Below are 24,640 nucleotides of genomic sequence, written 5' to 3'. Positions count from 1 at the left end.
CCGGTTCGCCTGTCCTTTTGTGCCGCGCCTCAACTTCTCCGGTTCGCCTCTACTTTTGCGGCTCCCTTTGCGACTGGGTGCTTCGGGTCAAAATGCTTTGCGGCTCGCTCTTCGATCCCATTCTCGCGTCCCCTTGCGCCGCGCTCCCAGCAGCCGCCATCGCGCCATGCATCACCTGGCCGCTCGCTTCATTTCCCGCTTCATTTCCCGCTTCATTTCCCGCTTCATTTCCCGCTTCATTTCCCGCTTCATTTCCCGCTTCTGGTCCCGTTTGCCCCACGCGTAATGCCAGCGCCGCAGCTGCCCGCCCCTTGTCCAGTTCGGCCTGCTGCCACAGCATCTCCAGCGTGCGCCGCAAGCGCGCCGGCGTGACCGGTTTATGAAGCACCGGGATCCCCTGCAAGGCGAGCGCCGCCAGTTCGGCCGACGCCATGTCGCCCGTGATCAGCAGCGTCACCACATTGTCATGCCCCGCGCGCGCGAGCACGTTGCGCACGGCCGTGAGCGCCTGCGCACCGGTCCGGTGATTCGCCAATTGGTAGTCGCACAGCACGGCATCCGGCACGAAGCCGCCTTCGAGCGCCGCGAGCGCATTGGCTTCGTCGCGCGCGCCTAGCACGCTGCAACCCCATCGGCCCAGCAGACTGACGAGGCCTTCGAGAATCGACGGATCGTCGTCGATGCACAGCACGTGCCGCCCTTGCGCCGACGGACCGCCCGCCACGGCTTCGTTCAGGCTCGCCACGATGCCGCCGGGGTCGCCCGCCTGCACCGGAAAGCGGAACACCGACCCGCGGCCCGGCGCCGAGCGCAATTGCAACTCGCCGCCGAGCATCTCGACCAGCCGCTTCACCGTCGGCAAGCCGAGGCCGTGCCCCTGGCGCGCGTCGCGTTGCGGATTGGCGACCTGATAGAACTCCTCGAAGATGCGCGCGTGCTCCTCTGCGGGAATGCCGATGCCCGAGTCGCGCACTTCGATAAAGCCGCCCGTCTGCCGCCCGGCGCGGCGCAAGCCCAGCCAGATCGCGCCGTCTTCGGTATAGCGCACCGCGTTCGACAGCAGATTGCTCAGCACGCGTTCGAGCAGCACCGGATCGTCGTGCACCACCATCGCGGTCGGCGCGATGCGCAGCGCCAGCCCCTTGGCGGCCGCCTGCGGACGGTATTGGCTGCCGACCCGCTCGAACAGTTCGGACAGCCGGAAATGCAGCCGGATCACCTGGGTCACGCCGCTTTCGAGCCGCGCCAGATCGAGCACCTGGTTGAACAACTGGTTCAGCGCCTCGACATTGTAGACAATGTGCTCGGCGGTTTTCGCGTGCTGCACGGGCGTCGCCGCCGCGTCGTTCAGCGAGGCCGCGAGCAGGCCGATCGCATGCAGCGGCTGGCGCAAATCGTGGCTGGCGGCCGCAAAAAAGCGCGTCTTGGCAAGACTCGCTTCTTCGGCGACCCGTTTTTGCGCGGCCAGCGATTCCGCCAGATACTGCTGATCGACGCGCGCCTGCACGACCTGCTGGAACAGCTTGCGATAACTCAGCGCGTAGACGTTGATCGCGCAGAAGAAAAACGCGAGGACGATGGCGAGCAGCGTGCGGTCGAACGTATGCGTGCCGAAATGCATGACGATCGACGGAAACAGCAGGAACGGAATCGAGGTCGAGAAATTCAGCAGGTCGAAGCCATTCGACATGAACACGCCGGCGGCCAATGTGACGAGCATGACCGTGTGCAGCAGCGGCAGGTCGGACTGCGGACTCTGGAACGCGAACCACACGGCGATGCCCGGCCCGCTGTAGAGCAGCATGCCGCGCACCGCGTGAAGCACGATCCAGCCGCGTGGCGAGACGAGTTGCGGGTAACGGCGGTTGACGAGCCACAGCGCGAGACTGGCGCAATTGGCCGCGGCATAGAAACCGAAGCACGCGATAAAGAGCGGCGGCGACGGTATGTTCGGCCAGTAAATCGACACCAGCACCGCGATCGAAAACCAGTGCGAAAAGAAAGCAATCGGATCTTGCGCGTACAGCACACGCACCAGGTCTTCGTCGATGGCACGCTGGATCGGGTCGGCCCGCATCACGCGGTCTCCTCGGACTCGGCAAATTCGGTTAGGTGGATCGAAGCGCGGCGACGCAAGCGGCGCAAGCCGCATCGGACACTTCGGATACGGCGTGGCTCTACGTCTGCGATGCAACTGCGTAGCCGCAGTGCGATGCAATTTTCCGGTGCAAGCCCGTTTTACTTCAGACGAATAAGATGCACTTTGCCGGATGGTTTACCCGGCAGTTTACCCATCAGCTACCACTTAATCCATATAGGCGAAGCCGCCGCTGGAAACCATACTGGCTTCACATTCCAGCGCGGCCTCAAAGCTTCAACATCCACACCCCGCCTGCAGTTCAGGCTCACCGCGCTCCTTGCCTTTCCCCTTATGGAGGTTTTCATGGGCGCAGTTCCGAGCCACGAGTTCGTCCGCAATCTCGACGATGCAATCCTGCCGGATTTGTGGCGCCGGCGCACCCGGTTGTCCGGCGACGAAATGGTGTCGATGGTCGAACTGGTCAAGCGGGCTTTGCGGACCTATCACCCGCTCGAACTGCAGGCGCTCGGCGAGGACAAGGAAGAACTGGTCGCCCAGTTCATCTACGCGAAGGTGCTGCGTCTCGCGCCCGGCCACACCGAAACCCACGCCTGCGCCGACAGCGCGCCGTCCAACGGCTACGCATTGTGCGCGTATTTCCGCCGCTACCTGATCGACTGCCTGCGCAGCGCCGGCCATCAGCGCAACGTATCGATGGAAAACGACGGCATGGCGCAGGAAATCGATCTGCACGCGCAGGCGCTGGAAGATCCGGTGGAAAGCGTGCTGCTGCAATACGGCCTCGACGAACAGCGCGTGCGGTTCTCGGCGCGCGCCTTTATCGAAAGCCTCGACGAACCGGAGCGGATCGTGCTGGCCGGCAGCCTCGGCTGGTGCTCGGAAGGCAAAGGCGGTTTGTCGGCAGTCGCAGCGCAGCATCGTGTGCCCTCGTATCACTATCGCGCCGTCAAGCTCGGCGTCACCATGAAGAAGACGGCTGGCGCCGAGGATTTTTCGAATACGAAGATCGGCCGCTGGCTCACGGACGTGCTCGGCATCGAGATCGACGTCGACAATCGCCCGGCGATCCTGCTCGCGCTGAACCTGCTCGCCGCCGAATCGAGCGACAGCGAAATGAATGAAGCGGCCGCGTAATAGCACGCGGCCGTGCGCCCGCTGGGCCTCGGCGCCCTCTCACGACGTCCCGGACGCGGCACAGCCGGCCCGCGCGCCACCTACGATGCGCCTTTTTTTGTGAGCGCGCACCGCCTAGGATAAAAAAGCTGTCGCCGCACGCCGTCTTGCTTCCGAAGTCCTGGTTGTCTTTCCCCGCATTCCATTCCAGACGAGGTGGTCGTGATGAACCGCTTATCGAGCGTCGTGACTGCAATCCAATCGCATTATGACGTGGTTGTGGTGGGTTCCGGCTATGGCGGCGGGATCGCCGCGAGCCGTATGGCGCGTGCCGGGCGCCGCGTGTGCGTGCTCGAACGCGGACGCGAATTCATGGCCGGTGAATTTCCCCGCACGCCGTTTCAGGGCACCGAAGAAGTGCAATACAACACGGCGCTGGCGCATATCGGCTCACCGCTGGCGCTGCTCGAAGTGCATGTGAACGACGATGTGAACGCGGTAGTGGGCTGCGGTCTCGGCGGCACCTCGCTGATCAACGCGAACGTCGCGCTCGAAGCCGACCCGCGCCTGTGGGACGACCCGCGCTGGCCGGCCGCGTTGCGCGCCGACAAGGCTGGACGCGACAAAGGGTATGCGGACGCGCGAGCGATGCTGCAACCGTCGCCGGTGCCGCTGAGCTATCCGGCCTTGCCGAAACTGCAGGCACTCGAAAAGTCGGCGCAGGCGCTCGGCATGGAAGACCAGTTCTCGCGTCCGGAGATCACCGTCACCTTTGTGGACCGCACGAATGCCGCGGGCGTCGAGCAGAAGGCTTGCGTCGGCTGCGGCGACTGTAATTCCGGCTGCAATTACGACGCGAAGAATTCGACGCACATGAACTATCTGCCCGACGCCGTCGCGCACGGCGCGCAGATTTTCACGGGCACCGCTGTCCATTCGGTGCTGCGCGACGCGGCCACGGGGAAATGGATCGTGGGTTATCAGCTGGTGAGCCTCGGCCGCGAAAGCTTTGGCGCGCCCGATCTGTTCGTGAGCGCCGATATCGTCATCGTGTCGGCCGGCACGATCGGCTCGACGGCCTTGCTGCTGCGCTCGCGCAAGCAGGGCTTGAGCGTCTCCAACATGCTCGGCAAACACTTTACCGGCAATGGCGACGTGCTCGCTTTCGCCTACAACACCGAGCCGGTAATCAACGGCGTCGGCTGGGGTGCGCATGAAAAGGGCGAGATTCCTCCGGTCGGGCCGACGATCACCGGGCTCATCGATCATCGCGGCACGCCCAACGTCAGAGACGGGTATGTGATCGAAGAAGGCTCGCTCGCCGGTCCGGTGGGCGCGGCGCTGGTCGGCCTGCTCGGCGCCGCCGCGCCGATAGAAGGCGTGGATGTCGCGCCGCGCTCTTTCGAGGAACAACTTGCTTACGACGCCCGCGTAGCCACGAGCTTTCTGCGCGGCCCGTATCACGGCGCGCTGCATCACACGCAAAGCTACCTCGTCATGGCGCACGACGACGAAAACGGCGAGATCGACGTGGACGACAAAGGCCAGCCGCGCATCGTGTGGGAGAACGCCGGCAAGCAGCCGATCTTCCAGGCAGTCGAAGAGGTGCTCAAGCAGGCGACGGTGCCGCTTGGCGGCAAATACATGCGCAATCCGATTTCCACCGATATTCTCGGCAACCGCACCGTCACCGTGCACCCGCTCGGCGGCTGCGGCATGGGCGAAGATGCGGAGCACGGCGTGGTCGATCACATGGGCCGCGTGTTCAGCGGCGCCACGGGCAACGCGGTGCATGACGGCCTGTACGTGATGGACGGCGCCGTCATGCCGATGTCGCTCGGCGTCAATCCGCTTCTGACCATTTCCGCGCTGGCCGAACGCAACTGCGAGTTGCTGCTCGCCACGCATCCGCTCAGCGCCGCGCCAGCAGACAGCGCGGCCGCCACGCCGACCTTGCCGCCTCCGCCGACGCCGGAGGCCGCGTCCTCGTCATTGACGCCCTCCTCGCCGCAGAAGATCGGCCTGCACTTCACCGAAACGATGGTCGGCACCTATACGCCGGTCGTGGCAGGCGAAGCGGCCACGAGCCCGATCGAGTTCACGCTGACCGTCGAATCGGAAGACCTCGCCGATATGATCAGCAATCCGCAGCATCTGGCGCAAACGGCTGGCACGCTGACCTGCCCCGCGCTCTCCGCGCAGCCGATGACGATCTCCAACGGCACCTTCAATCTGTTCGTGGTCAACGAGTCGGATGTGGACGAGCGCAACATGAATTACCGCATGACGCTCAACGCCACCGAAGGCAAGACGTACTTCCTGAGCGGCAAGAAGATCATCACGCGCACTTCGCCGATCAATCTGTGGGAGCAGACCAACACGCTCTATGCGGAGGTCCGCGAGTCGGCGCAAGCCGATGCGCCGCTGCTCGGCAAGGCGACGCTGATCATCACGCCGGAAAATTTCCTCAAGCAGCAGCGCACGCTCGAAGTCACCCACGCGCCCGATCTGAAGACGCGTCTCGAATGGACCCTGAAGTTCGGCAAGTTTTTCGCGGGCGTGCTGTTCACCGAATACGGCGGCGTGGCCGCACCCTTGCAGTATTTCGACCCGAAAGCGGAGCCGCGTCTGAAGCGCGCATTACGCGCGCCGGCGCCGCAAATCGTGTTCTTCGATACGCCCGACGGCACGAAGCTCAGGCTCACCCGCTATCACGACCCCGCGCGCAAAGCGGCGCGTCCGGTGCTGCTGATTCACGGCTCGGGCGTATCGAGCCGCATCTACTCCACCGACCTGATTGCGACCAACATGGTCGAGTACCTGTTCGCCGCCGGCTACGACGTGTGGCTCGTGGATCTGCGCGTCAGCATCGAAATGCCGAGCGTGTTCGTGCCGACCAACGTGGACAAAGTGGCGCGCGAGGACATTCCGTCCGCGGTCGCCAAAATCCGCGAATTGACCGGCGTGCCGGAGATTCAGGCGCTCGGGCATTGCATGGGCGGCGTGGCGCTGACCATGTCGCTGCTGTACGGACTCGAGGGCGTGCGGTCGGTATTCATTTCGCAGGTGTCGGCGCATCCGGTGCCGGGCACGCTGGAGAAGATCAAGGCCGGGTTGCATATTCCCGACTTCATGGAACATCTCGGCCTGCTGGACGTGACCGCGTATACGGAACACAAGTCGTGGCCACAGAACCTGCTCGATGAAGCGCTCAAGTTCTACCCGCTCAATCACAAGGAAGGTTGCGGCAATCCGATCTGCCATCGAGCGACTTTTCTGTATGGCCTGCTCTACGAACATGAGCAGTTGAACCAGACGCTTCACTCGAACCTGCAGGAAATTCTCGGTGTGCACGACGTCGGCGTATTCAAGCATCTGGCCACGATGGTGAGAGCACACAAGGTAGTCGATGCCGAAGGCAAGGATGTCTATCTCACGGGCACCGACGGCATGAAAGGACTGGAGGGCATGCGCCGGCCGATCGGGTTCATCCACGGCGATAAAAACGAAACCTATCTGCCGATCAGTACGCAACTCACCTTTGACATGCTGGTCAAGCATTTTCCCGAGCAGCCGTACGAGCGGACCATCATTCCCGGCTATGGACATATCGACTGCATCTTCGGGAAGAATGCCGCGGTGGACGTCTACCCCGTGATCGTGAAGTATCTGAACGCGCATTGACGCAGCACGTTGGCGGTACATGAAAGGCGCGTGCAGGTCTTGCGCGCCTTCCTTTCGTGTCGCTCAGAACAGCTTGCCCGGATTCAGAATGCCGTGCGGGTCGAGCGCATGTTTGATCGCCGCCATTGCCGCCAATTCCGCCGGCGAGCGCGAGATCGGCAGGAACTCGCGCTTGAGCAAACCAATACCGTGTTCCGCCGACACCGAACCGTGCAGCGGTCCCAGCATGTCATAGACAAACGCGTACACCGTATGATGATCGACGCCGGGAATGGAATGGCCGTCCACGGTGACATGCAGATTCGAATCGCCGATATGCCCGAAGAAATACGACGCGTTGCCCGGCCAGCGCCGATCGAGCGCCGCACGGCAGCGGTCCACGAAGACGCCGATCTCGCCGATCGGCAAGCTCACGTCGAAGTTGATCGCATCGAGCCGCACCGGAAACTCCGCGGTGCATTCGCGAATCGCCCAAAGCGCGCGCACATCGGCCACCGACTGCGCGATCACCGCGTCGCGGATCGCACCCGCGTCGAGCGCTTCGGTCAGCGCGGCGGAGAAACGCTCGCCGTCGTCGGCCGAATCGAAGCTGGCGTGTTCGATCAGTGCATAGAGCGGATGTGCGTCGGCGAACGGCGAGCGCGTGCCGGTCAGCTTCACGCCGAAGTCGTAGAAGTCCGGCCACATGATTTCGAACGCGCCGATATCGTTGCCGAAGCGCGTCGTCAAACGGCGCAGCAGGCTCACGGCGGCATCGTAGCCGTCGAGCGCGACCAGCGCCGTATGGCGCGCGGCGCGTTGCGGATGCAATCGCAATACCGCGCGCGTGATCACGCCGAGCGTGCCCTCCGAGCCGATGAACCAGTGCTTCAGGTCATAGCCGGTATTGTTCTTGACCATCTTGCCGAGCGACGTCAGCACGTCGCCATTGGCGAGCACGACTTCGAGGCCGAGCACCTGATCGCGTGCGGTGCCCGACTGGATCACCCGGTTGCCGCCCGCGTTGGTCGCGAGATTGCCGCCGATCTGGCAGGACCCGCGCGCGCCGAGATCGAGAGCGAGTTCGAAGCCGGCCTCAGCGGCGGCTTCCTGCGCGGTTTGCAACGTGGTGCCGGCGCGCACGGTCAGTGTGGCCGACGCACTATCGACCTCCTCCACACCGACGAGCCGTTCGAGCGACAACGCAATATCCGTCGCGCGCGCAATCGCGCCGCCTGCGAGGCCGGTCATGCCGCCTTGCGGCACTACCGGCTGACGAGCCGCGTGGCAAATAGCGAGCGCGCGCGAGACTTCTTCGGTGGTGCGCGGCAGCAACAGGGCGGCGGGTCGCGTCGGTTGATGGCGCGTCCAGTCCGTCATGGCGTGTTCGCCGATCTGCTCGCCCACGCGTACGCTGTCTTCACCGAGCGCGGCGCGCAACGCGTCGAGCGTCGCCGAAAGCGGCGCGGCTTGATTCGCCGTGCTGTTGTCTGTCATGCGGTGGTTCCTTGCGCGCCTTGAACGGCGTGTTTCTTCCGATAACCCATCGAGTCGTTGATACGCCCGAGAATATAGTCGCCCGCGGCGACCGGCTGATACTTGAGATCGGCGTCGCTGGTACCGAGATCACGCGGATCGACCAGTGCGCCGTAAGTCGGATCATAAAACGTCGCGATCGAATAGCGCTCGCGCCCCGATGCATTGATCACACGATGCAAGGTGGAGCGGAAGCGGTCGTTGGTCCAGCGCGCGAGCAGATCGCCGACGTTGACCACGAAGCTGCCATCGACCGGCGGCGCCTCCACCCACGTATCGTTTGCAATTTCTCGCACCTGCAGGCCGCCCACCTGATCCTGCCACAACAGCGTGATGCAGCCGTAGTCGGTATGCGGCGCGACGCCGAACTGATCGTCATCCGATTGGGGCGGCTGCGGCGGATAGTAGACCATCTGGGTGCGCTGCATCCGTTTGGTGTAACGCGGCGCGAAGAAGTGTTCGTCGACGCCGAGGCTCACCGCCACCGCGCGCAGCAGATCGGCGCCGCATGCCGCGACCGCCTCGTAGTAGCCATACAGCGCGGGACGCAGCTCCGGCATGAAGTCCGGCCAGTTGTTCGGTCCGCGCAGCGCCTGGCCGGCCAGCACGTCGGGGTCGTCTTCCGGCAATTCGAGGCCGATGCTGAAGAACTCCTTGTAGTCGGGACGTTTGGCCTGATACATGGTCGCGTCGCCGAGCGCATTGAAACCGCGATGCCGCTGATTGACCGCCGCGCGCCGCTTGGTCTCCACCGGAAACGCGAAGAAGCGCCGCGCGGCTTGCGCGGCTGCATCGATCGAGGCTTGCGGCACGCCGTGGTTGACGATGTAGAAGAAGCCGATCGTCGTGCACGCTTCACGGATTTCTTGCGCCACGCGCTGCAAAGCTTGCGGATCGCCCGCGCGAACGCCGGCGAGATCGATGATCGGAATGCGGGTCACGGGCATCGTGCTGCTCCTGGATGGGCGGCTCAATCGGCCGAATCGACTGAATCGGCTGATGAAAATGGCGGTTCAAGCGTTTGCGGGAAGACGCCTTCCCGTCTCGTGCATTGCAGTTGTATATACCGCCAAAAGCACACCTGCAAGGTGCTTCACAGCGCTTCGCGTAAGGGCTTCTCTCTACTCGCCTGTTTATTTATTTCGCACGAAAACTGCGGTATATACTGCCTCGCATGACTCGCGCCGAGTTCGCACCGGACTCGTTTCATGCAGCACTTTCGCGCGACACCGCTTTGCCAACCGGAGAATCTCATGAGCATCCTTGCAGGCTGGAAGTGTCGTTTGGTCATGCTGGCGTTGTGCGCGGCAAGCGTCACCGCCCACGCGGAAGACCAGCTCGCCAAAGTGAAGAAAGCCGGCGAACTGGTAGTCGGCACCGAGATGCAGTTCGCGCCCTTCGACTTCCTCGAAAACGGTCAGCAGGCAGGCTTCAACAAGGACCTGTTCGCCGAAGTCGGCAAGGAAATGGGCGTAAAGGTGCGCTTTATCGACTTGCCGTGGCCGAGCGTGCTGCCGGGTCTCGAAGCCGGCAAGTTCGACATGGTGGGCGGCCCGCTCACCGTCACCAAGGCGCGCATGGAGCGCTATACGTACACGCTGCCCGTCGCGGACGCCACCGACGCGCTGCTCAAACGCGCGAACGATACCTCCGTCAAGCAATCGTCGGATATCGTCGGCAAGACGGTCGGCGCGGGCAAGGGCTCGGCGCAACTCGACCAGTTGAAAGCCTACGTCGCCACGTTGCCGAAGCCGCCTGAAATCCGCGAATATGTCGACAACAATCAGGCTTACGCCGATCTTGCCGCCGGCCGGATCGCGGCGGTCGCGAACTCCATGACCAACATCGCGTACGTGGCCAAGCAGCGCCCGGAAACCTTCGCCGTGGTGCAGCCGCCGTTCGGCGCGAAGGTGTACTTCGCCTACTGCCTGCGTAAAGATGCGGACAGCAAGCCGCTCGCCGATGCGTTCAACGCCGCGCTCGTGAAAATGCATAACGACGGACGTCTCGCCACGTTGCAGAAGAAATGGTTCGGTGTGGCGATGGATGCGCCGACCACCATGCCCACGCCGAACTATTGATCGACGCTCTGATGTCGATGCACATGTCCTGATGCACGCGATGCGGGCGTCTCAACGGCCCGTATCGCCCTCCCCGTTCCAGCGAGTGCGACGCTTATGTTCAGCACGACCGTCTTCCTCCAGGGCTTGCCGCTGCTGCTGCACGCGGCGCTCGCCACCATCGGCATTTCGCTGACGGGTCTCCTGATCGGCTTCTTCGTTGCGATCGGCGTGTGCGCGGCGCGGCTCTCGCCGAACCGCGCGGCGCGCATGTTCGGCGGCGCCTATGTATTCTTCTTTCGCGGTGTGCCGATGCTGGTGCAGTTGCTGCTCGTGTATTACCTGTTGCCGTTCGCGGGCATCAACGTGTCGCCGATCGTGGCGGCGCTCAGCGCTGTGTCGTTATGCTCCGCCTCGTATATCGCCGAGATCCTGCGCGGCGGTTTTCTCAGCGTTCCGCCAGGCCATCTCGAAGCCGCGCGCATGCTCGGGCTTTCGCCGTTCGACATGCTGCGCCGCATTCTCGTGCCGCAAGCGTTCCGTTTGACCCTGCCCTCGCTTGTCAATGAAATGGTGCTGCTGATCAAGGCCTCGTCGCTGATCTCGGTGGTGGGCGTGGCCGAGTTGACGCGCACCGCGCAGAACATTGCGGCCAGCACGTATCGTCCGCTGGAAGCGTACGTCGCGGCCGGGCTGATCTACTTCGTGATCTGCGGCGCGCTCGCGCTCGTCGCGCACGCCGCCGAATACCGCTTGCAGCACGCCTGAGCCCGACATCGACATCACGCCATGCAAACGCTCGATCCCGCCGTCATCACCCACAACCTGCAGCCGATCGCCGCGGGCCTCGCCACGACGCTCGGCACGTGGGCCGCGGGTGTCGCGATCGGCATCCTGATCGGCTTTCTGATCGCCGTGCTGCAACTCTTTTGCGGACGCTGGGTGCGCGGCGTGTTGCGCGTCTATATCGAGCTGTTTCGCGGCACGCCGTTTCTCGTGCAACTCTTTTTGCTGTATTACGGCGGCCCGTCTTTCGGCCTCACGCTCGAGCCGATGACCGCCGGCGTGCTCGGTTTGGGCCTCTACGGCAGCGCGTATTTCGCCGAAGCCTTTCGCTCCGGCTTTCAATCGGTGCCGCCGGGTCATCTCGAAGCGGCGTCGTGTCTCGGCCTTACGCGCTGGCAAGCGGTCCTGCGCATTCAGGTGCCGCAAATGCTCGTGCTGATCGTGCCCGCGCTGACCAATCTGATCATCGTGTTGAGCAAGGAAACGGCCGTGCTGTCCATCGTCACCGTGCCCGAACTCACGTTCGTGCTGACCGGCATCGGCTCGGCCACTTTTGCTTTCGTCGAAACGCTGCTGGTGCTGTGCGTGTGCTATCTCGCGCTGGTCGAACTGACTTCGCGCGCGGGCATGTGGGCCGAAACACGCATCGCGCGCTTCATGGCATAAACGGAAAGAGGACTCTCTTATGAACGCTATCGCCGACATGCCCTCCTCCGCGTCCTCCGCGTCCTCCACCAGCGTCGGACTATCGTCCGGCGCGCCGCTGATCGAAGTGCGCGACCTGCGCAAACGCTTCGGCGAAGTCGAAGTGCTGCGCGGCGTCGATCTCGAGATTGCGCGCTCGGAAGTGGTGTGCATCATCGGGCCATCGGGCTCGGGCAAGAGCACGCTGCTGCGCTGTCTCGCCGCGCTCGAAACCTACGATCAGGGCGACGTGCGCATAGAAGGCGAACTGCTCGGCTACAGCGAGCGCAACGGCAAACGCGTGCGCGCGTCGCAAAGCGAAATCAATCGCGTGCGGCGCAACGTCGGCATGGTGTTTCAGCAGTTCAACTTGTGGCCGCATATGACGGCGCTCGGCAACGTGATGGAATCGCTGCTGCGTGTGCGCCATCTGTCGCGCGACGAAGCGCGCCGCCGCGCCAACGCGATGCTCGAAACAGTCGGCCTCGCGCACAAGGGCGACGCGTATCCGGCCAAACTTTCCGGCGGCCAGCAGCAGCGCGTGGCGATCGCACGAGCCCTGGCGATGGAACCGCATATCATGCTATTCGACGAGCCCACCTCGGCGCTCGATCCGGAACTGGTCGGCGAAGTGCTGCAAGTCATGAAGCAGCTCGCGCGCGACGGCATGACGATGGCGGTGGTCACACACGAAATGGGCTTCGCCGCGCAGGTCGCGGACAAAGTCATGTTCATCGATCAAGGCCGGATCGCCGTGCAAGGCAAACCGCGCGATGTCTTTCACGACGCGGGACAACCGCGCTTGCGGCAGTTCCTGCAAAACTACTTCGACCGCAACGCATTCTGGACGCGTGGTCCCAACGACGCACAGCCGCTATGAACGCGCGCCGCCGGCCTCTTCCTGTCTTATGCGGACACTGACGCAAGAGCCGCCATGTCCTCCACAGTCCGCAGCCGCGCCCACGACAAGCCGCTTTCCGCGCCGGCGCTGAAAGCCGCGCGCGGCGCGGCCGACGCGCCTGCCGCGCGCTACGAACAGGTCAAGAGCCATATCCGGCAGATCATCGAATCGGGCGAGCGCCGCGCGGGCGACCGTCTGCCGTCGGAACTCGATCTGGTCGCGACGCTTGGCGTGTCGCGCATGACGGTCAATCGCGCGCTGCGCGAACTTGCCGAAGAAGGACTTGTGACGCGCGTCTCGGGCGTCGGCACTTTTGTCGCGCAAAGCAAGCCGCAATCCACGCTGCTGATGATCGCCCATATCGGCGACGAGATCCGCTCGCGCGGCCATGAATACCGTTGCGACACGGTCCTGTCGCAACGCGAGACGGCGTCCGTGATGGTGTCGAATGCGTTAGGCCTCGCGCCGGGCGCTTCGGTATTTCATGTGATTTGCGTGCATCGCGAGAACGGCTTGCCCGTGCAGCTCGAGGATCGCTATGTGAATCCGGCTATCGCGCCGGATTTTCTGCTGCAGGATTTTTCGGCGATGCGGCCGTCGGAATATCTGTTCGAGATCGTACCGGCGCACGACGTCGAGCACGTGGTCGACGCCGGCCTGCCCACGCGCGCCGAAGCGGAACTGCTTGAAATTCGCGCGGAGGAACCCTGCCTCACGCTGATGCGCCGCACGTGGACAAGCGGCGTGGCGGTCACGTTCGCGCGTTTCGTGCACCCTGGGTCGCGCTACCGGCTCGGCTGCCGCTTCTCGCCGGAATTGTCGCAACGCCAGGGGTGAAATGCGTTGCGTGTTAAATCGCGTTAGACGTTCCCCGCCAAATGAAAACGCGACGCCGGATGCCATAACTGCACCGACGTCGCCACGTCGTCGCCCACCCACGTGCGGCGCCAGAGTTGCAGACACGGCTCGCCGATATCCATCAGCAGATGCCGGCGCACATAGGCGTCAGGCTTCTGCGCATAGATGCGAAACTCGGCGCGCTGAATCGGCGCCAGCCGCACCATGTAGTGATTCGGCGTCTCGATCGTGAAATCCTGGTTGAGATAATCGGGGAACACCTTCGGGTTGACGTAGCGGTCCTCGTACTGGATCGGCTCGCCCTCCTCGCTGTGCACGATGCACGAATGAAAGGCCGGCCCGCTGGCGAGACCGAGCGCTTCCAGCGCCTGCGGGTCGTCGCTCGGTTCGAGCGTCAGCACGCGTGCCGAATGGCGATGGCCGCGCGCGGCGATTTCATCGGCGATATTGCGGATTTCCAGCACCGTCGATTCGTAGCGCTGCGGCGCGACGAACGTGCCGGAACCTTGCACGCGTGTGAGCACGCGTTCGGTGGTCAATTCACGCAACGCGCGCGAGACTGTCATGCGTGCGACGCCGAACTCCTTCACCAGTTCGGTCTCGGACGGAATCAGTCCGCCGGGTTTCCAGTCCCCTTCGCTGATGCGCCTGATTACATAGCGCTTGATCTGCTCATAGGCCGGCATGGCTTTCGCCGGTGTCTCCTGGCTGCGATCAGGGCGGCCCTGCATCTCCGCGGTTCGCGTGCTTGTAGTTGTGTTCACTCCGACCTCGTGGGTGGTACGCCGGTTGTACCTGGTTGGTACACCATGGCCGGCTTGCCGGCGGATAGCCCGCTCACCGGCGTCGTCTGCGTCATGCGATGTGCGCGGCAGCCTGGCCGTCGTTGACGGCGACGCCCGCCGCCGCACGCACGTGACCCGCGGCCGCCAGATTCACAAGCGTGCCAGGTGCCGCCAGATCCGCGCCGTCGGCGGACCTGAGCGGCCGAGGGCCGATCTTACCAGGGTTCGGCAGCGGTGGCGGCGCCTCGTCGGCGATCATGCGAAAGGCAACGCTCATGTCGTCCGCGAGCGGACGGTCGTCGCGGTAAGTCGGCACGACGCGACGCACGCGCTGCCAGAGCGCGCCGGTGTGCGGCGCGCGTGGCGCGTCGATACTTTGCAGGTCGTAGGCTTGCGCGGCCGCCAGCAATTCGATCGCGACGATGCGTCCGGCGTTGTCGATGATTTCCAGCGCCTTCAACGCGGCGGGCGTCGCATGGCACAAATGATCTTCCTGCAAGGCCGAGGTGATGCCACCGTCGAGACTCGCGGGCAGCGCGAGCCGCCGGTTCTGCGCGACCAGCGACGCCGCCGTGTACTGCGCGATCATGAAGCCGGAACAGGTGCCGCCCGGCTCCGCGAGAAACGCCGGCAAGCCGCTCACCAGCGGATTGACCAGACGGTCGAGGCGGCGCTCGGCCATTGCGGCGACTTGTGCGATCGCGGTGGCGAGGCTGTCCATGGCCAGCGCGATCGAGGCGCCCACTGCGTGCGCCTGCGAATACACGCGCGGCTCCTCCGGCGTGCCGGCGACGATCGGGTTGTCGGTGATCGACGCGAGTTCGCGATTGACCACGTCGGCGGTCGCGGTGAGCACGTCGCGCGCGGCGCCGTGCACGTGTGGAATGGTCCGCATGCTCAGCGGGTCTTGCGTGCGTTGGCCGACCACCGCCGCGAGAATCCCGCTATCGGCCAGCGCGGCGCGCATCCGTCCGCCGACCAGGTTCAGGCCCGGCGAGATACGCAAGGCCAGCGACTCTTCGTCGAAAGCGGCAAGCTGACCGCGCAGATTCTCGAAGCTCATCGAGGCGACCATATCGGTCCAGTCGAGCAGGCGTTCGGCGCGCGCGAGCGCCAACGCGGCGAGGCCCGTGACGCACGGCGTGCCGTTGACGAGACTCAGTCCTTCCTTGGCTTCGAGCACGAGCGGTTCGAGCCCGAGGCGCTGCAGCGCGTCGCGTCCTTTGATCCGCTCGCCGCGATAGCGCGCGTAGCCCTCGCCGATGCAAACGAGCGCGATGTGCGCCATATGGCTCAGATACCCGACCGAGCCGAACGCCGGCACTTCCGGCAGGCAATCCGCGTTGAGCAGCGCCACCAGTTGGTCCGCGACTTCGAGGCGAATCCCCGAATGTCCGTGCGCGAAGTTGTTGACGGCCGCGGCCATGACCGCGCGCGTTTCGGCGGCGCCGAGCGGCGCGCCGACGCCGACCGCGTGGCTCATCAGAATGTTGCGCGACAGCGTGCGCTGCTCGCCCGGCGAGACGACGACATCGCACAGCGCGCCGACGCCGGTATTCACGCCATACGCGCGAATCCCGCGCTCGACGATCTGTTCGACCAGCACGCGCGCCGCCGCGATGCGCGCGCGGGCGTCGGCGGAAAGTTCGAGCGGCTCGCCGGCGGCAACCGCTGCCACCTGAGCCCAGTCGAGAGGACGATTGGAACGGATCACGGCCATGTCAGTGCTCTGCTTGGTAGATTACCTGGTGATGCTGATCAGTTGGTGGTGCGGTCCTGATGGCTCGAAACGAATTGCCGGAAGCGATCGGACTTGCATTCGACGAACACTTCGTCGGGCGTGCCGTCGGCTTCCACTTGCCCCTGATGCAGGAACATCACGCGATTCGATACATGGCGCGCGAAACCCATCTCGTGCGTCACCACCAGCATGGTGCGGCCCTCTTCGGCCAGCGAGCGCATCACGCGCAGCACTTCGCCCACCAGTTCGGGGTCGAGCGCCGAGGTCGGCTCGTCGAACAGCATCACTTTCGGATGCATGGCCAACGCGCGCGCAATCGCCACGCGTTGTTGCTGACCGCCCGACAGGTGCGCCGGATAGTGGCCGCGTTTTTCCGCGAGGCCGACTTTCGCCAGCAGCGCTTCCGCCTCTTCCACCGATTCGGCGCGGCTGCGCTTTTGCACTCGCATCGGCCCTTCGATCAGATTTTCCAGCACGGTCATGTGCGACCAGAGATTGAAGTTCTGAAACACCATGCCGAGTTGCGAGCGCACCCGGTCCACCTGACGGCGGTCGCTCGGTTGCAGTTTGCCGTCGCCGCGGCGCTTCATTTTCAACTCTTCGCCGGCGAGCGAGACCGAACCATCGTCGGGCGTTTCGAGCAGATTCAGACAGCGCAGGAACGTGCTCTTGCCCGAACCGCTCGCGCCGAGAATCGAGATCACGTCGCCCTGATGGGCGTCGAGCGAAATGCCTTTGAGCACGTGGTGATCGCCGAACGATTTGTGAATGTTCTTGACCGACAGTGCAACGGGTGCCGTAGCGTTCATGGGATTCTCCAGATTCATCCAGGATGGGCGGCCGTTCAGGGCGCGGCGCGGCGTGCTTCGGTGGTGGCGGAAACCGGACGGTTCGCCGCGGCCTGCGGACGCGCCGCGCGAAGATGGCGCGACAGACGCGTTTCGAGCATGCCGAGCAGTCGCACGATGACGAAATTCAGGAACAGATAGATCAGCGCGGCGCAGATGAAGACTTCCGTCGTGCGATAGGTTTGCTGAATGATCTGCTGCGCGACGCCGGTGACTTCCCACACGGTGACGAGACTCGCGAGCGCCGTCGATTTGACGAGCAGCACCGCTTCAGTCGAATACGCCGGCAAACACTGGCGCAAGGCAATCGGGCCGATCACGCGGCGCAGCAGCGCGAAGCCCGACAGGCCGATCGAATAACCTGCTTCGATCTGACCGACCGGCACGGCCATCAAACCGCCGCGAATAATCTCAGCGGTATAGCCCGCCGTGCATAGCGCGAGCGACAACACCGCGCACATGTAGGGCTCGCGCAGCACCGGCCACAGGAAGCTCTCGCGGATCACGCCGAACTGGCCCATGCCGTAGTACACGAGGAACATCTGGATCAGCAGCGGCGAGCCGCGAAACACGAGGATGTAAGCGCGTGCGAAGCGATTCGGCAGCCAGTGCGGCGACACGCGCATCGTGACGATCACGAGCGAAAGCAGGCCGCCGAGAATCAGCGAGCAGAAAAACAGGCCGAGCGTGGTCGGCACGGCCCCGAGCAATTGCTTGATCGTGTCGAACAGAAAGTCGAAGTCGAAATGCATGATGGCCGCCCTTGTCAGTTACGCGCGAAGTTGCGCTTGAAGGACCGGCCCACGTGCGCTTCGGCACGGTTGAAGACGCGGTTCGAGATGCTGGTCATGAGCAGATAGAGCGCGCCGCCCACGACGAAGAACGTGAAGTATTGATGCGTGGAACCCGCCGCCACCTGACTCGTGCGCAGCAATTCGGCGAGCCCCGTCACCGAGATCAGCGCCGAGTCCTTCAGGCTCAGTTGCCACACGTTGCCGATACCGGGCAACGCGAAACGCAGCACCTGCGGAATCAGGATGCGGCGCGCCATGGTCAGCGTCGGCATGCCGATCGAGCGCGCGGCTTCGAGTTCGCCGCGCGACACCGCCAGCACCGCCGAGCGGTACACCTCGGCCTGATAGGCGCCCGAAATCATGCCCACGGCGAGCGCGCCGACCACGAACGGCGGCACGCCGACGAAGCCTTCCGCGCCGAACCACTGGCCGACGGTCGTAACGAGCGTCGAGCCGCCGAAATAGAACAGATAGATGACGAGCAGTTCAGGCACGCCGCGAAACACCGTGGTGTAGATATCGCCGATCACGCGCAGCGTGCGAAAGCGCGACAGCTTGGCGGCCGCCACCAGCGCGCCGAACACCGCGCCGACCGCGAGCGCCGCGAGCGTGAGCGCCACCGTCATCAACGCCGCGAGCAGCAATACGCCGCCCCAGCCTTCCGGCCCGAAGCCGAGCATCTGTATCAGAGCCATTTCCTACCTCTTATCCGTTACGGCGGATCGAACCGGCCGGCGCGTGCAGGTTGTCGCCACGCGCCTGCCGTTACCTCTTAACGTGAAGGCGAATCAAGGCGTGACGTCGGTTTTGAACCACTTGTCGGAGAGCTTCTTGACGGTGCCGTCGGCGAGCGCGGCGCTGATCGCGGTGTCGAACTTCGCTTTCAGGTCGGCGTCCTGCTTGCGGAACGCGAGGCCTTCGCCCGGGCCCCAGATCGGGCCGCCGATCTTCGGGCCGGCCATCACGATCGACGCGGTTTCCTTCTTGTCGATGTTGGCGGCGTAGTACGTCACGTCGTCGAACGAGGCGTCGATGCGGCCGTTGGCCAGATCCAGATCGCGCTCGGGCGAGGTCTTGTAGACGCGGATCGTGGCGATGTCCTTGAAGCCGTCATTGATGAACTTGGTGTAGACCGTGCCCGACTGGATGCCGATGGTCTTGCCCTTCAACTGCTTGCGCAACGCGTCGACGGTCGGCTGGTCGGCCTTCGGGTCGCCCGACAGCTTGACGACGCCGGCGCCCGGCGCCGCCTTCGGCAGCACTTTCGCGTCGGCCACGGCGAACGTGGCGGGCGTGGCGGCGTACGGCTTCGAGAAGGCGATGATCTTTTCACGCTCCGGCGTAATCGAGATCGCGTCCATCAGGACGTCGAACTTGCCCGCTTGCAAACCGGGAATCATGCCGTCCCAGTCTTGCGCCACCAGATTGCATTGCAGCTTGATGCGCTCGCACAGGTTGGCGACCAGTTCGGGTTCGAAGCCGCCCAGCTTGCCGCCCGGCAAGGTCAGATTCCACGGCGCGTAGCCGCCTTCGAGCGCGATCGTCACCGTCTTCCAGTCTTTGGCCTGCACCGGTGCCGCGAAAATCGCCGCGGCGCCGAGCACGGCGCCGATCAATGCTTTTGCTGCCGTTGAGCGCTTCACTTTCACGTCGAAACTCCTTTGATTGAGGAAACCGTCGAACCGGATGTTTAATCACTGCTTAATTTGTATAGACAAGTCTGCATGAGTCAAAAAGCGGTCGCAAGAGAATTTGCGAGAAATTAGCGGAATCATCGGGTAAGCCCCTAGTCGACACTGCGCGGCGCGGCTTTGCGGGGAGTTTTTAATGCGGGAAAGATGAATGATGTGCGTTGCGGCGCGAGCGAGCGCGAGCCACTTTGTCTAGACAGGTTGATGCAAGCTGAGCCAATACGCGCGAGGGCGCCTCAGGCCCGTTGCGCCCTACCAGATGAACGGCACGAAGCGATAGCGCACGCGCGTCATGTAATCGGCGTAACCGTCGAGCTGCGCGGCCAATACGCGCTCTTCGCGCACCGCGCGCCAGCCGACGCCGATCACCATGACGGGCACGAAGGCCAGGCCCCACCACGAGCCGAGCAGCAAGGGCGTGCCGACGAACAGCAGCAGCGCCGCGGAATACATAGGGTGACGGACGTGCGCGTAAAGCCCGGTGTCGATCAACTTATGTCCGCGGCTCGCCTGGATCTTCACAACCGGCGCGGCGTAGCTATTGGCCTGGAATACGAAGCGGCACATGAAGAGGCAGAGCGCCACGCAAAGCGAGCCGAGACTGACCAGCGCGACGGGCAATGGTGCGGTCCAGTGAAAGCGCATCGCGTCGAACGCCATCAGGACCAGCCAGGCGCACCATGCCACTGAGACGCTCACCATGAAAATGCGGTCCCAGCGGCTTTGCTGCGCCTGCACGAATGGCGACAGCCGCTCGGCGAGCAGCCCGGGATCATGACGCGCCAGCCACAAACCGATCCACAGGCTCAGCACACCCAGCTCGATCACATACCACCACGCGGCCGGCCACGCAAAGGTGCCCGCCGCGCCGAACAGCAGCGCGCCCATGCCGACCAGCCAGACCACCGTTTGAAAGATGAGGCGCGCGACCATGGCGTTTTAGTTGCTACGTGATTTGCGCCGGCGTGCGCACGCGGTCGAATATCTCGGCGATGTCGAGGTCGCCGGTGTTGATGCCGAACTGATCGCGCAGACACGCCGCCAGTTCGCCGGCGCTCTTGAGTTGCCGTTCGCTGATGAGCCGCCCATCAGCGGCGCGCTCGCTCAGTTGGTCGTTGAGTAGCGCGAGCCGCGCTTGGGGCAACACGCGGCACACGATCAGCGTGCTCGCGAAAATCGCTTCCGGCGAAGTCGACGTGTACCAATTCGAGGTTTCGTAATCGATCCACTCGACCGGATGCAAATCGAAGCGATACACCCGCGCCCAGCTTTCGTCGCGCGCCTGGACTTCAAGATAAAGCGCCCCGCGCGATGCGTCGGCGAGACGGAACGTGCCGAGTTCCGTGGGCTGCGCGAGACCGGCGGTCAGGCGCAGCGGCGCCGTCAGCGTCACGCTGCCGAAGCCCACATCCGCGATCCAGGCTTCATTGTCGATGTCGAGGCGCAACACCATGTGCGTGCGCGGCGGCGGCGGTGTGTCCGATTCCCGGCCCCACAGCACGCGCGCAAGCAACGGCGTGACCGTGAAGCCTAACTGCATCAGCACGTCGGCGAACAGGGCATTCTGTTCGAAACAGTAGCCGCCGCGGTGTTCGGTGACGAGTTTGCGTTCGACCGATTCGAGGTCCAGTTTCACCGCGCGCCGCGTGAGCGGATTCAGGTTCTCGAACGGGATCGCGCGCGGGTGCAATCGGTGAAGCGCCTGAAGCACTTCCAGCGTTGCCGCGCGCGGCCCTTCGTAGCCGATGCGGGCGAAGTAGTTGTCCAGATTCACTGTGTGCGACATCGGCAGGGTTCCGGTGTGGGTTTGCGCGCGGGACGCTTGCTGGCCACGCGTGTCTGTGCGGTTTGGGAGTCGATCATAGCTGCTTTTGCGGTCAACTCGCAGCGGCGGCCTTGACCGGTTTTCGTAGTCGCTGTTCGACGCCGCCGACACCCCGCGTTTTGTCATATCGCCTCCCCTGCATGCCCGTCGTGGTTCGCTCGGCCGCTCTGGATATAACCGCTTCCATTCGTTTTCATTACGTCAATATTCACAGCAAATTACGTGCAAATGCCGCTTAGTACCAGTCCGTAAAGAGCAAAGTTATATGTCAGTAATATTGATGCGAATCGTTCTCATTTGTGTTGACTCACCAAGGTCGCATGCGTACGATCTCGCCATCTACCGTGCCGGGCATCGCGAACCGATACGGCACATCGCGGGCAGGCGGCGACGCGCCGCGATGGTTTAGATCAGTCGATACAACACTAATAAGGATTTCGATGAAGTTCGCCCATTTCAACGGACCTGGCGCAGCAGCGCGTCCGTTTCGCGATTTCGCGACGCGCGCCGATCTCACGCGCCGTTCGCGTTTGCCCTCGATGCGGCGTGCCGCGCTCTGCACGGCGTTCGCGTGGGCGTCGCTGACAGCCGGCGTCGCCATGGCCGAAGCCAATCCCGACGCTGCGCCGGAAGCGCCCGAGGCCGACCTGAAGATTCAGGCGACCCAGACGAACCAGTGGACCGGTTTCTGGAATCGCCAGCAGATGCTCGGCGACATCGGCGGCCTGCGCCCCTGGCTCGGCAAATACGGCGTGACCTTCACGCTCACCGAGACCAGCGAAGTGCTCGCCAATCTGCGCGGCGGTCTCGCGAAAGGCGCCGACTACGACGGCCTGACGACCGGCACCGTGCAATTGGACACGCAAAAAGCGTTCGGCCTGCCGGGCGGCCTGTTCAACGTCAGCGCGTTGCAGATTCACGGCGCCAATCTCAGCGCCAACAAGCTCGGCACGCTGAACACGGCGAGCGGCATCGAAGCGGACGACGCGACCCGTCTGTGGGAATTGTGGTATCAGCAATCGTTCCTGAACAAGCGCATCGACGTGAAGATCGGTCAGCAAAGTATCGACCAGGAATTCATCACGAGCCAGTACTCGGCGCTGTTCGTCAACACGATGTTCGGCTGGCCCGCCCTGCCTTCGTACGACATGCCGTCCGGCGGCCCGGCGTACCCGCTGTCGGACCTCGGCGTGCGCGTGCGCGGCCAGATCACGCCTTCATTGACGGCGCTGGCCGGCGTGTACGACGGCGACCCGCTCGGCAACAACCCGAACAACAAGAGCGGCACCAACTTCAACCTGCACAACGGCACGCTGTTCATCGGCGAGTTGCAGTACGCGATCAACCAGCCGGCCGACGGCGAAATGGTCGGCGCGGGCGGCGGCGGTTTGCCCGGCACCTACAAACTCGGCGTCTGGTACAACAACGGCAGCTTCGCGGACCAACGCTACGACAACACCGGTTTGTCGCTCGCGAATCCGGCTACGAGCGGCATCGCCCAGAATCACCACGGCGACTACAGCATTTACGCGGTGGCCGACCAGATGATCTGGCGCCCCGACCCTGACGAGCCGCGCAGCATCGGCGTATTCGCGCGCGTGATGGGCGCGCCCGGCGACCGCAACCTGGTGAACCTCGCCGCCAACCTCGGCGTGGTGATGAAGGCGCCGTTCGCCGGACGCGACAACGACAGCGTGGGCCTCGCCCTCACCTACATCAAGGTCGGCAACCACGTGAACGGGCTCGACGCCGATACCCGCGCATTCAGCAACGGCCCGTACGGCGTGCGCACCAGCGAAACCGCGCTCGAGGCGACCTATCAGTACCAGGTCAATCCGTGGTGGCAAGTGCAAGCCGACGCGCAATACACATTCAACGCCGGCGCCGGCCAGAATCCGAACGATCCGACGCAGCCGCTGCGCAACACGTTCGTCATCGGCGTGCGGACCACCATCAACTTCTGATGACGTTCGCGCCCAACTCACACGCTACCGACAATATCGAATCCCATGCTTTCGATCATGACCGCAACCACCGCTTTGTGCGCAGGCACGGAGGCTCAATCGTGAACACTCCCACGCGCAGGTTTTCGCCGCGCGCCGCGCGGGCCCTCGCATGGCCCCTGTTTGCCGCCGCCCTCGGTGCGGCCGCATTCGCGACGGCCGGCAGCGCGCAGGCCGAGCCGCAAGGTTTCCTTGAAACCGTCAAGCACCACACCACACTGATCAATACCGTGCCCAGCAACGGCGACCAGAATCCGTACGCGGTGGTGGTCGCGCCGGTCTCGGCCGGCACGGTCAAGCAAGGCGACGTGCTGGTCGGCAACTTCAATAACTCCACCAATCTGCAGGGCACCGGCAGCACGATCATCAACTATCACCCGGACACCAAAGAGATGTCGGTGTTCGCGACGGTGCCGCGCGATCTGAGGGAATGCCCGGGCGGCATCGGCCTGTCGACCGCGATGACGATGCTCAAGTCCGGCTATGTGATTATCGGCAGCACGCCGAGCAACGACGGCACCACCGGCACCAAGGGCGCCGGCTGTCTGATCGTGATCGATCCGCAAGGCAAGGTCGCCTCGACCATCAGCAGCCCGAACATCAACGATCCGTGGGGCAACATGGCGGTCGTCGACAACGGCAGCAGCGCGACGCTGTTCGTCAGCATGGCAGGCTTCGGCGTGGGCGGTGCGGACGGCAATCCGCCGGTGTTCAAGCAGGCCACCGTGTTGCGTCTGGACCTCGACGTGCCGGCCGGCAAGCCGCCGGTCGTGAAGAAAGAAACGGTGGTGGGCAGCGGCTTCGGCGCGCAGGCGGATAAGGGCGTGTTCCTCGTCGGCCCGACCGGACTCGCGCTCTCCGTCGATCAGAAACTGCTGTACGTGTCCGACGCGATCGGCAACCGCATCACCGAAATCGACGAACCGATGACGCGCGACACGAGCGCGGGCGTCGGCCGTCAACTGACCGCCGACGGCCTGCTGCACCGGCCGCTGGCGATGGTGACCGCACCCAACGGCCACCTGCTCGTGACCAACGCGCTGAACGGCCAGATCGTCGAAATCGATCCGGCCAGCGGCAAGCAGATTTACGCGCGCTGGATCGACACCGACAAGGCGCAATCGCCGCCGGGCAACGGCGATCTGTTCGGCCTCGCATTGACGCCTGAAGGCGACGGTTTCTACTACGTGCAGGACGACGTGAACACCCTGGTGCTCGCGAAATAAGCTGACTGTTCCAAAGCCGAACCAA

20 protein-coding genes are annotated in these 24,640 nt (G+C 64.0%); 9 read left to right on the top strand and 11 right to left on the bottom strand.

The features are described from left to right. Nucleotides 1-49 precede the first annotated feature (49 nt). Nucleotides 50-2,077 carry a hybrid sensor histidine kinase/response regulator gene (locus B0G73_RS10890; RefSeq protein ID WP_106280554.1) on the bottom strand — a complete coding sequence of 676 codons (2,028 nt, stop codon included), beginning with the start codon at nt 2,075-2,077 and terminating at the stop codon, nt 50-52. Between the two features lie 366 nt (nt 2,078-2,443). Here B0G73_RS10890 and B0G73_RS10885 point away from each other — a divergent pair, with 366 nt between their 5' ends. Continuing rightward, nucleotides 2,444-3,235: a hypothetical protein gene (locus B0G73_RS10885; RefSeq protein ID WP_106280553.1), complete on the top strand. Its 792-nt coding sequence runs from the start codon at nt 2,444-2,446 to the stop codon at nt 3,233-3,235. Nucleotides 3,236-3,439: 204 nt separating this feature from the next. Continuing rightward, nucleotides 3,440-6,898, top strand: a complete 3,459-nt coding sequence (locus B0G73_RS10880; protein ID WP_106280551.1) for an alpha/beta fold hydrolase — start codon at nt 3,440-3,442, stop codon at nt 6,896-6,898. A 63-nt stretch (nt 6,899-6,961) separates the two neighbouring features. On the opposite strand, the gene B0G73_RS10875 is transcribed toward B0G73_RS10880, so the two are convergent. Both B0G73_RS10875 and B0G73_RS10870 read right to left on the bottom strand, forming a co-directional pair. Beyond that, on the bottom strand, nt 6,962-8,374 hold the full coding sequence (locus B0G73_RS10875) for an FAD-binding oxidoreductase (protein WP_106280549.1): 1,413 nt from the start codon (nt 8,372-8,374) through the stop codon (nt 6,962-6,964). Next, nucleotides 8,371-9,360, bottom strand: coding sequence for an isopenicillin N synthase family oxygenase (locus tag B0G73_RS10870; protein WP_106280547.1), 990 nt, complete (start codon nt 9,358-9,360; stop codon nt 8,371-8,373). Before B0G73_RS10870 ends, B0G73_RS10875 begins: the two co-directional genes overlap by 4 nt. A gap of 306 nt (nt 9,361-9,666) precedes the next feature. On the opposite strand from B0G73_RS10870, the gene B0G73_RS10865 reads away from it, so the two are divergent. From B0G73_RS10865 to hutC (B0G73_RS10845), 5 genes are all read left to right on the top strand, one after another. Continuing rightward, nucleotides 9,667-10,494 carry a transporter substrate-binding domain-containing protein gene (locus tag B0G73_RS10865; protein ID WP_106280546.1) on the top strand — a complete coding sequence of 276 codons (828 nt, stop codon included), beginning with the start codon at nt 9,667-9,669 and terminating at the stop codon, nt 10,492-10,494. 96 nt (nt 10,495-10,590) lie between these two features. Continuing rightward, a complete protein-coding gene (locus B0G73_RS10860) occupies nt 10,591-11,241 on the top strand; it encodes an amino acid ABC transporter permease (RefSeq protein ID WP_106280544.1) in 651 nt (216 codons plus the stop codon). Nucleotides 11,242-11,262: 21 nt separating this feature from the next. Continuing rightward, nucleotides 11,263-11,925 (top strand): amino acid ABC transporter permease, encoded by a 663-nt coding sequence (locus B0G73_RS10855; RefSeq protein WP_106280542.1) that lies wholly within the window; start codon nt 11,263-11,265, stop codon nt 11,923-11,925. Between the two features lie 19 nt (nt 11,926-11,944). After that, complete coding sequence (locus B0G73_RS10850; RefSeq protein ID WP_106280541.1) at nt 11,945-12,823, top strand: amino acid ABC transporter ATP-binding protein; 879 nt, start codon at nt 11,945-11,947, stop codon at nt 12,821-12,823. Between the two features lie 54 nt (nt 12,824-12,877). Beyond that, nucleotides 12,878-13,681, top strand: a complete 804-nt coding sequence (gene hutC, locus B0G73_RS10845) for a histidine utilization repressor (RefSeq protein ID WP_106280539.1) — start codon at nt 12,878-12,880, stop codon at nt 13,679-13,681. Nucleotides 13,682-13,704: 23 nt separating this feature from the next. Here the strand turns inward: hutC (B0G73_RS10845) and hutC (B0G73_RS10840) are convergent, their stop codons facing one another. The 8 genes from hutC (B0G73_RS10840) to B0G73_RS10805 form a co-directional block, all read right to left on the bottom strand. Beyond that, nucleotides 13,705-14,433 carry a histidine utilization repressor gene (gene hutC / locus B0G73_RS10840; protein ID WP_181196532.1) on the bottom strand — a complete coding sequence of 243 codons (729 nt, stop codon included), beginning with the start codon at nt 14,431-14,433 and terminating at the stop codon, nt 13,705-13,707. Between the two features lie 124 nt (nt 14,434-14,557). Beyond that, entirely contained in the window at nt 14,558-16,207 is a 1,650-nt protein-coding gene (gene hutH / locus B0G73_RS10835) for a histidine ammonia-lyase (protein ID WP_106280535.1), read from the bottom strand. 38 nt (nt 16,208-16,245) lie between these two features. Beyond that, on the bottom strand, nt 16,246-17,037 hold the full coding sequence (locus tag B0G73_RS10830) for an ABC transporter ATP-binding protein (RefSeq protein ID WP_012426714.1): 792 nt from the start codon (nt 17,035-17,037) through the stop codon (nt 16,246-16,248). Between the two features lie 35 nt (nt 17,038-17,072). After that, nucleotides 17,073-17,828, bottom strand: a complete 756-nt coding sequence (locus tag B0G73_RS10825; RefSeq protein ID WP_106280534.1) for an ABC transporter permease — start codon at nt 17,826-17,828, stop codon at nt 17,073-17,075. Between the two features lie 14 nt (nt 17,829-17,842). Continuing rightward, on the bottom strand, nt 17,843-18,565 hold the full coding sequence (locus tag B0G73_RS10820) for an ABC transporter permease (RefSeq protein WP_106280532.1): 723 nt from the start codon (nt 18,563-18,565) through the stop codon (nt 17,843-17,845). A 93-nt stretch (nt 18,566-18,658) separates the two neighbouring features. Then, complete coding sequence (locus tag B0G73_RS10815; protein WP_106280530.1) at nt 18,659-19,519, bottom strand: transporter substrate-binding domain-containing protein; 861 nt, start codon at nt 19,517-19,519, stop codon at nt 18,659-18,661. A 294-nt stretch (nt 19,520-19,813) separates the two neighbouring features. Next, nucleotides 19,814-20,494: an isoprenylcysteine carboxylmethyltransferase family protein gene (locus B0G73_RS10810; RefSeq protein ID WP_106280528.1), complete on the bottom strand. Its 681-nt coding sequence runs from the start codon at nt 20,492-20,494 to the stop codon at nt 19,814-19,816. A gap of 13 nt (nt 20,495-20,507) precedes the next feature. Next, the gene (locus B0G73_RS10805) at nt 20,508-21,347 is read right to left on the bottom strand and encodes an arylamine N-acetyltransferase (protein WP_106280526.1); all 840 of its coding nucleotides are present in this window, start codon (nt 21,345-21,347) and stop codon (nt 20,508-20,510) included. 479 nt (nt 21,348-21,826) lie between these two features. Between B0G73_RS10805 and B0G73_RS10800 the strand changes: the two genes are divergently transcribed. After that, nucleotides 21,827-23,350: a carbohydrate porin gene (locus B0G73_RS10800; RefSeq protein ID WP_106280524.1), complete on the top strand. Its 1,524-nt coding sequence runs from the start codon at nt 21,827-21,829 to the stop codon at nt 23,348-23,350. Nucleotides 23,351-23,451: 101 nt separating this feature from the next. Beyond that, nucleotides 23,452-24,615: a hypothetical protein gene (locus B0G73_RS10795; RefSeq protein WP_106280909.1), complete on the top strand. Its 1,164-nt coding sequence runs from the start codon at nt 23,452-23,454 to the stop codon at nt 24,613-24,615. Nucleotides 24,616-24,640: the final 25 nt, after the last annotated feature.

This window comes from Paraburkholderia sp. BL25I1N1 (genome assembly GCF_003002025.1).
In the GTDB taxonomy this organism is placed as follows: domain Bacteria; phylum Pseudomonadota; class Gammaproteobacteria; order Burkholderiales; family Burkholderiaceae; genus Paraburkholderia.
Note: the sequence above shows the minus strand (reverse complement) of the source record. Positions and strands in the feature narration are given on the sequence as shown.

Excerpts from the sequence above, each read along its gene's own strand:
- B0G73_RS10890 (WP_106280554.1), bottom strand. The coding sequence starts at position 2,077 with ATGCGGGCCGACCCGATCCAGCGTGCCATCGACGAAGACCTGGTGCGT.
- B0G73_RS10885 (WP_106280553.1), top strand. The coding sequence starts at position 2,444 with ATGGGCGCAGTTCCGAGCCACGAGTTCGTCCGCAATCTCGACGATGCA.
- B0G73_RS10880 (WP_106280551.1), top strand. The coding sequence starts at position 3,440 with ATGAACCGCTTATCGAGCGTCGTGACTGCAATCCAATCGCATTATGAC.
- B0G73_RS10875 (WP_106280549.1), bottom strand. The coding sequence starts at position 8,374 with ATGACAGACAACAGCACGGCGAATCAAGCCGCGCCGCTTTCGGCGACG.
- B0G73_RS10870 (WP_106280547.1), bottom strand. The coding sequence starts at position 9,360 with ATGCCCGTGACCCGCATTCCGATCATCGATCTCGCCGGCGTTCGCGCG.
- B0G73_RS10865 (WP_106280546.1), top strand. The coding sequence starts at position 9,667 with ATGAGCATCCTTGCAGGCTGGAAGTGTCGTTTGGTCATGCTGGCGTTG.
- B0G73_RS10860 (WP_106280544.1), top strand. The coding sequence starts at position 10,591 with ATGTTCAGCACGACCGTCTTCCTCCAGGGCTTGCCGCTGCTGCTGCAC.
- B0G73_RS10855 (WP_106280542.1), top strand. The coding sequence starts at position 11,263 with ATGCAAACGCTCGATCCCGCCGTCATCACCCACAACCTGCAGCCGATC.
- B0G73_RS10850 (WP_106280541.1), top strand. The coding sequence starts at position 11,945 with ATGAACGCTATCGCCGACATGCCCTCCTCCGCGTCCTCCGCGTCCTCC.
- hutC (WP_106280539.1), top strand. The coding sequence starts at position 12,878 with ATGTCCTCCACAGTCCGCAGCCGCGCCCACGACAAGCCGCTTTCCGCG.
- hutC (WP_181196532.1), bottom strand. The coding sequence starts at position 14,433 with ATGCAGGGCCGCCCTGATCGCAGCCAGGAGACACCGGCGAAAGCCATG.
- hutH (WP_106280535.1), bottom strand. The coding sequence starts at position 16,207 with ATGGCCGTGATCCGTTCCAATCGTCCTCTCGACTGGGCTCAGGTGGCA.
- B0G73_RS10830 (WP_012426714.1), bottom strand. The coding sequence starts at position 17,037 with ATGAACGCTACGGCACCCGTTGCACTGTCGGTCAAGAACATTCACAAA.
- B0G73_RS10825 (WP_106280534.1), bottom strand. The coding sequence starts at position 17,828 with ATGCATTTCGACTTCGACTTTCTGTTCGACACGATCAAGCAATTGCTC.
- B0G73_RS10820 (WP_106280532.1), bottom strand. The coding sequence starts at position 18,565 with ATGGCTCTGATACAGATGCTCGGCTTCGGGCCGGAAGGCTGGGGCGGC.
- B0G73_RS10810 (WP_106280528.1), bottom strand. The coding sequence starts at position 20,494 with ATGGTCGCGCGCCTCATCTTTCAAACGGTGGTCTGGCTGGTCGGCATG.
- B0G73_RS10805 (WP_106280526.1), bottom strand. The coding sequence starts at position 21,347 with ATGTCGCACACAGTGAATCTGGACAACTACTTCGCCCGCATCGGCTAC.
- B0G73_RS10800 (WP_106280524.1), top strand. The coding sequence starts at position 21,827 with ATGAAGTTCGCCCATTTCAACGGACCTGGCGCAGCAGCGCGTCCGTTT.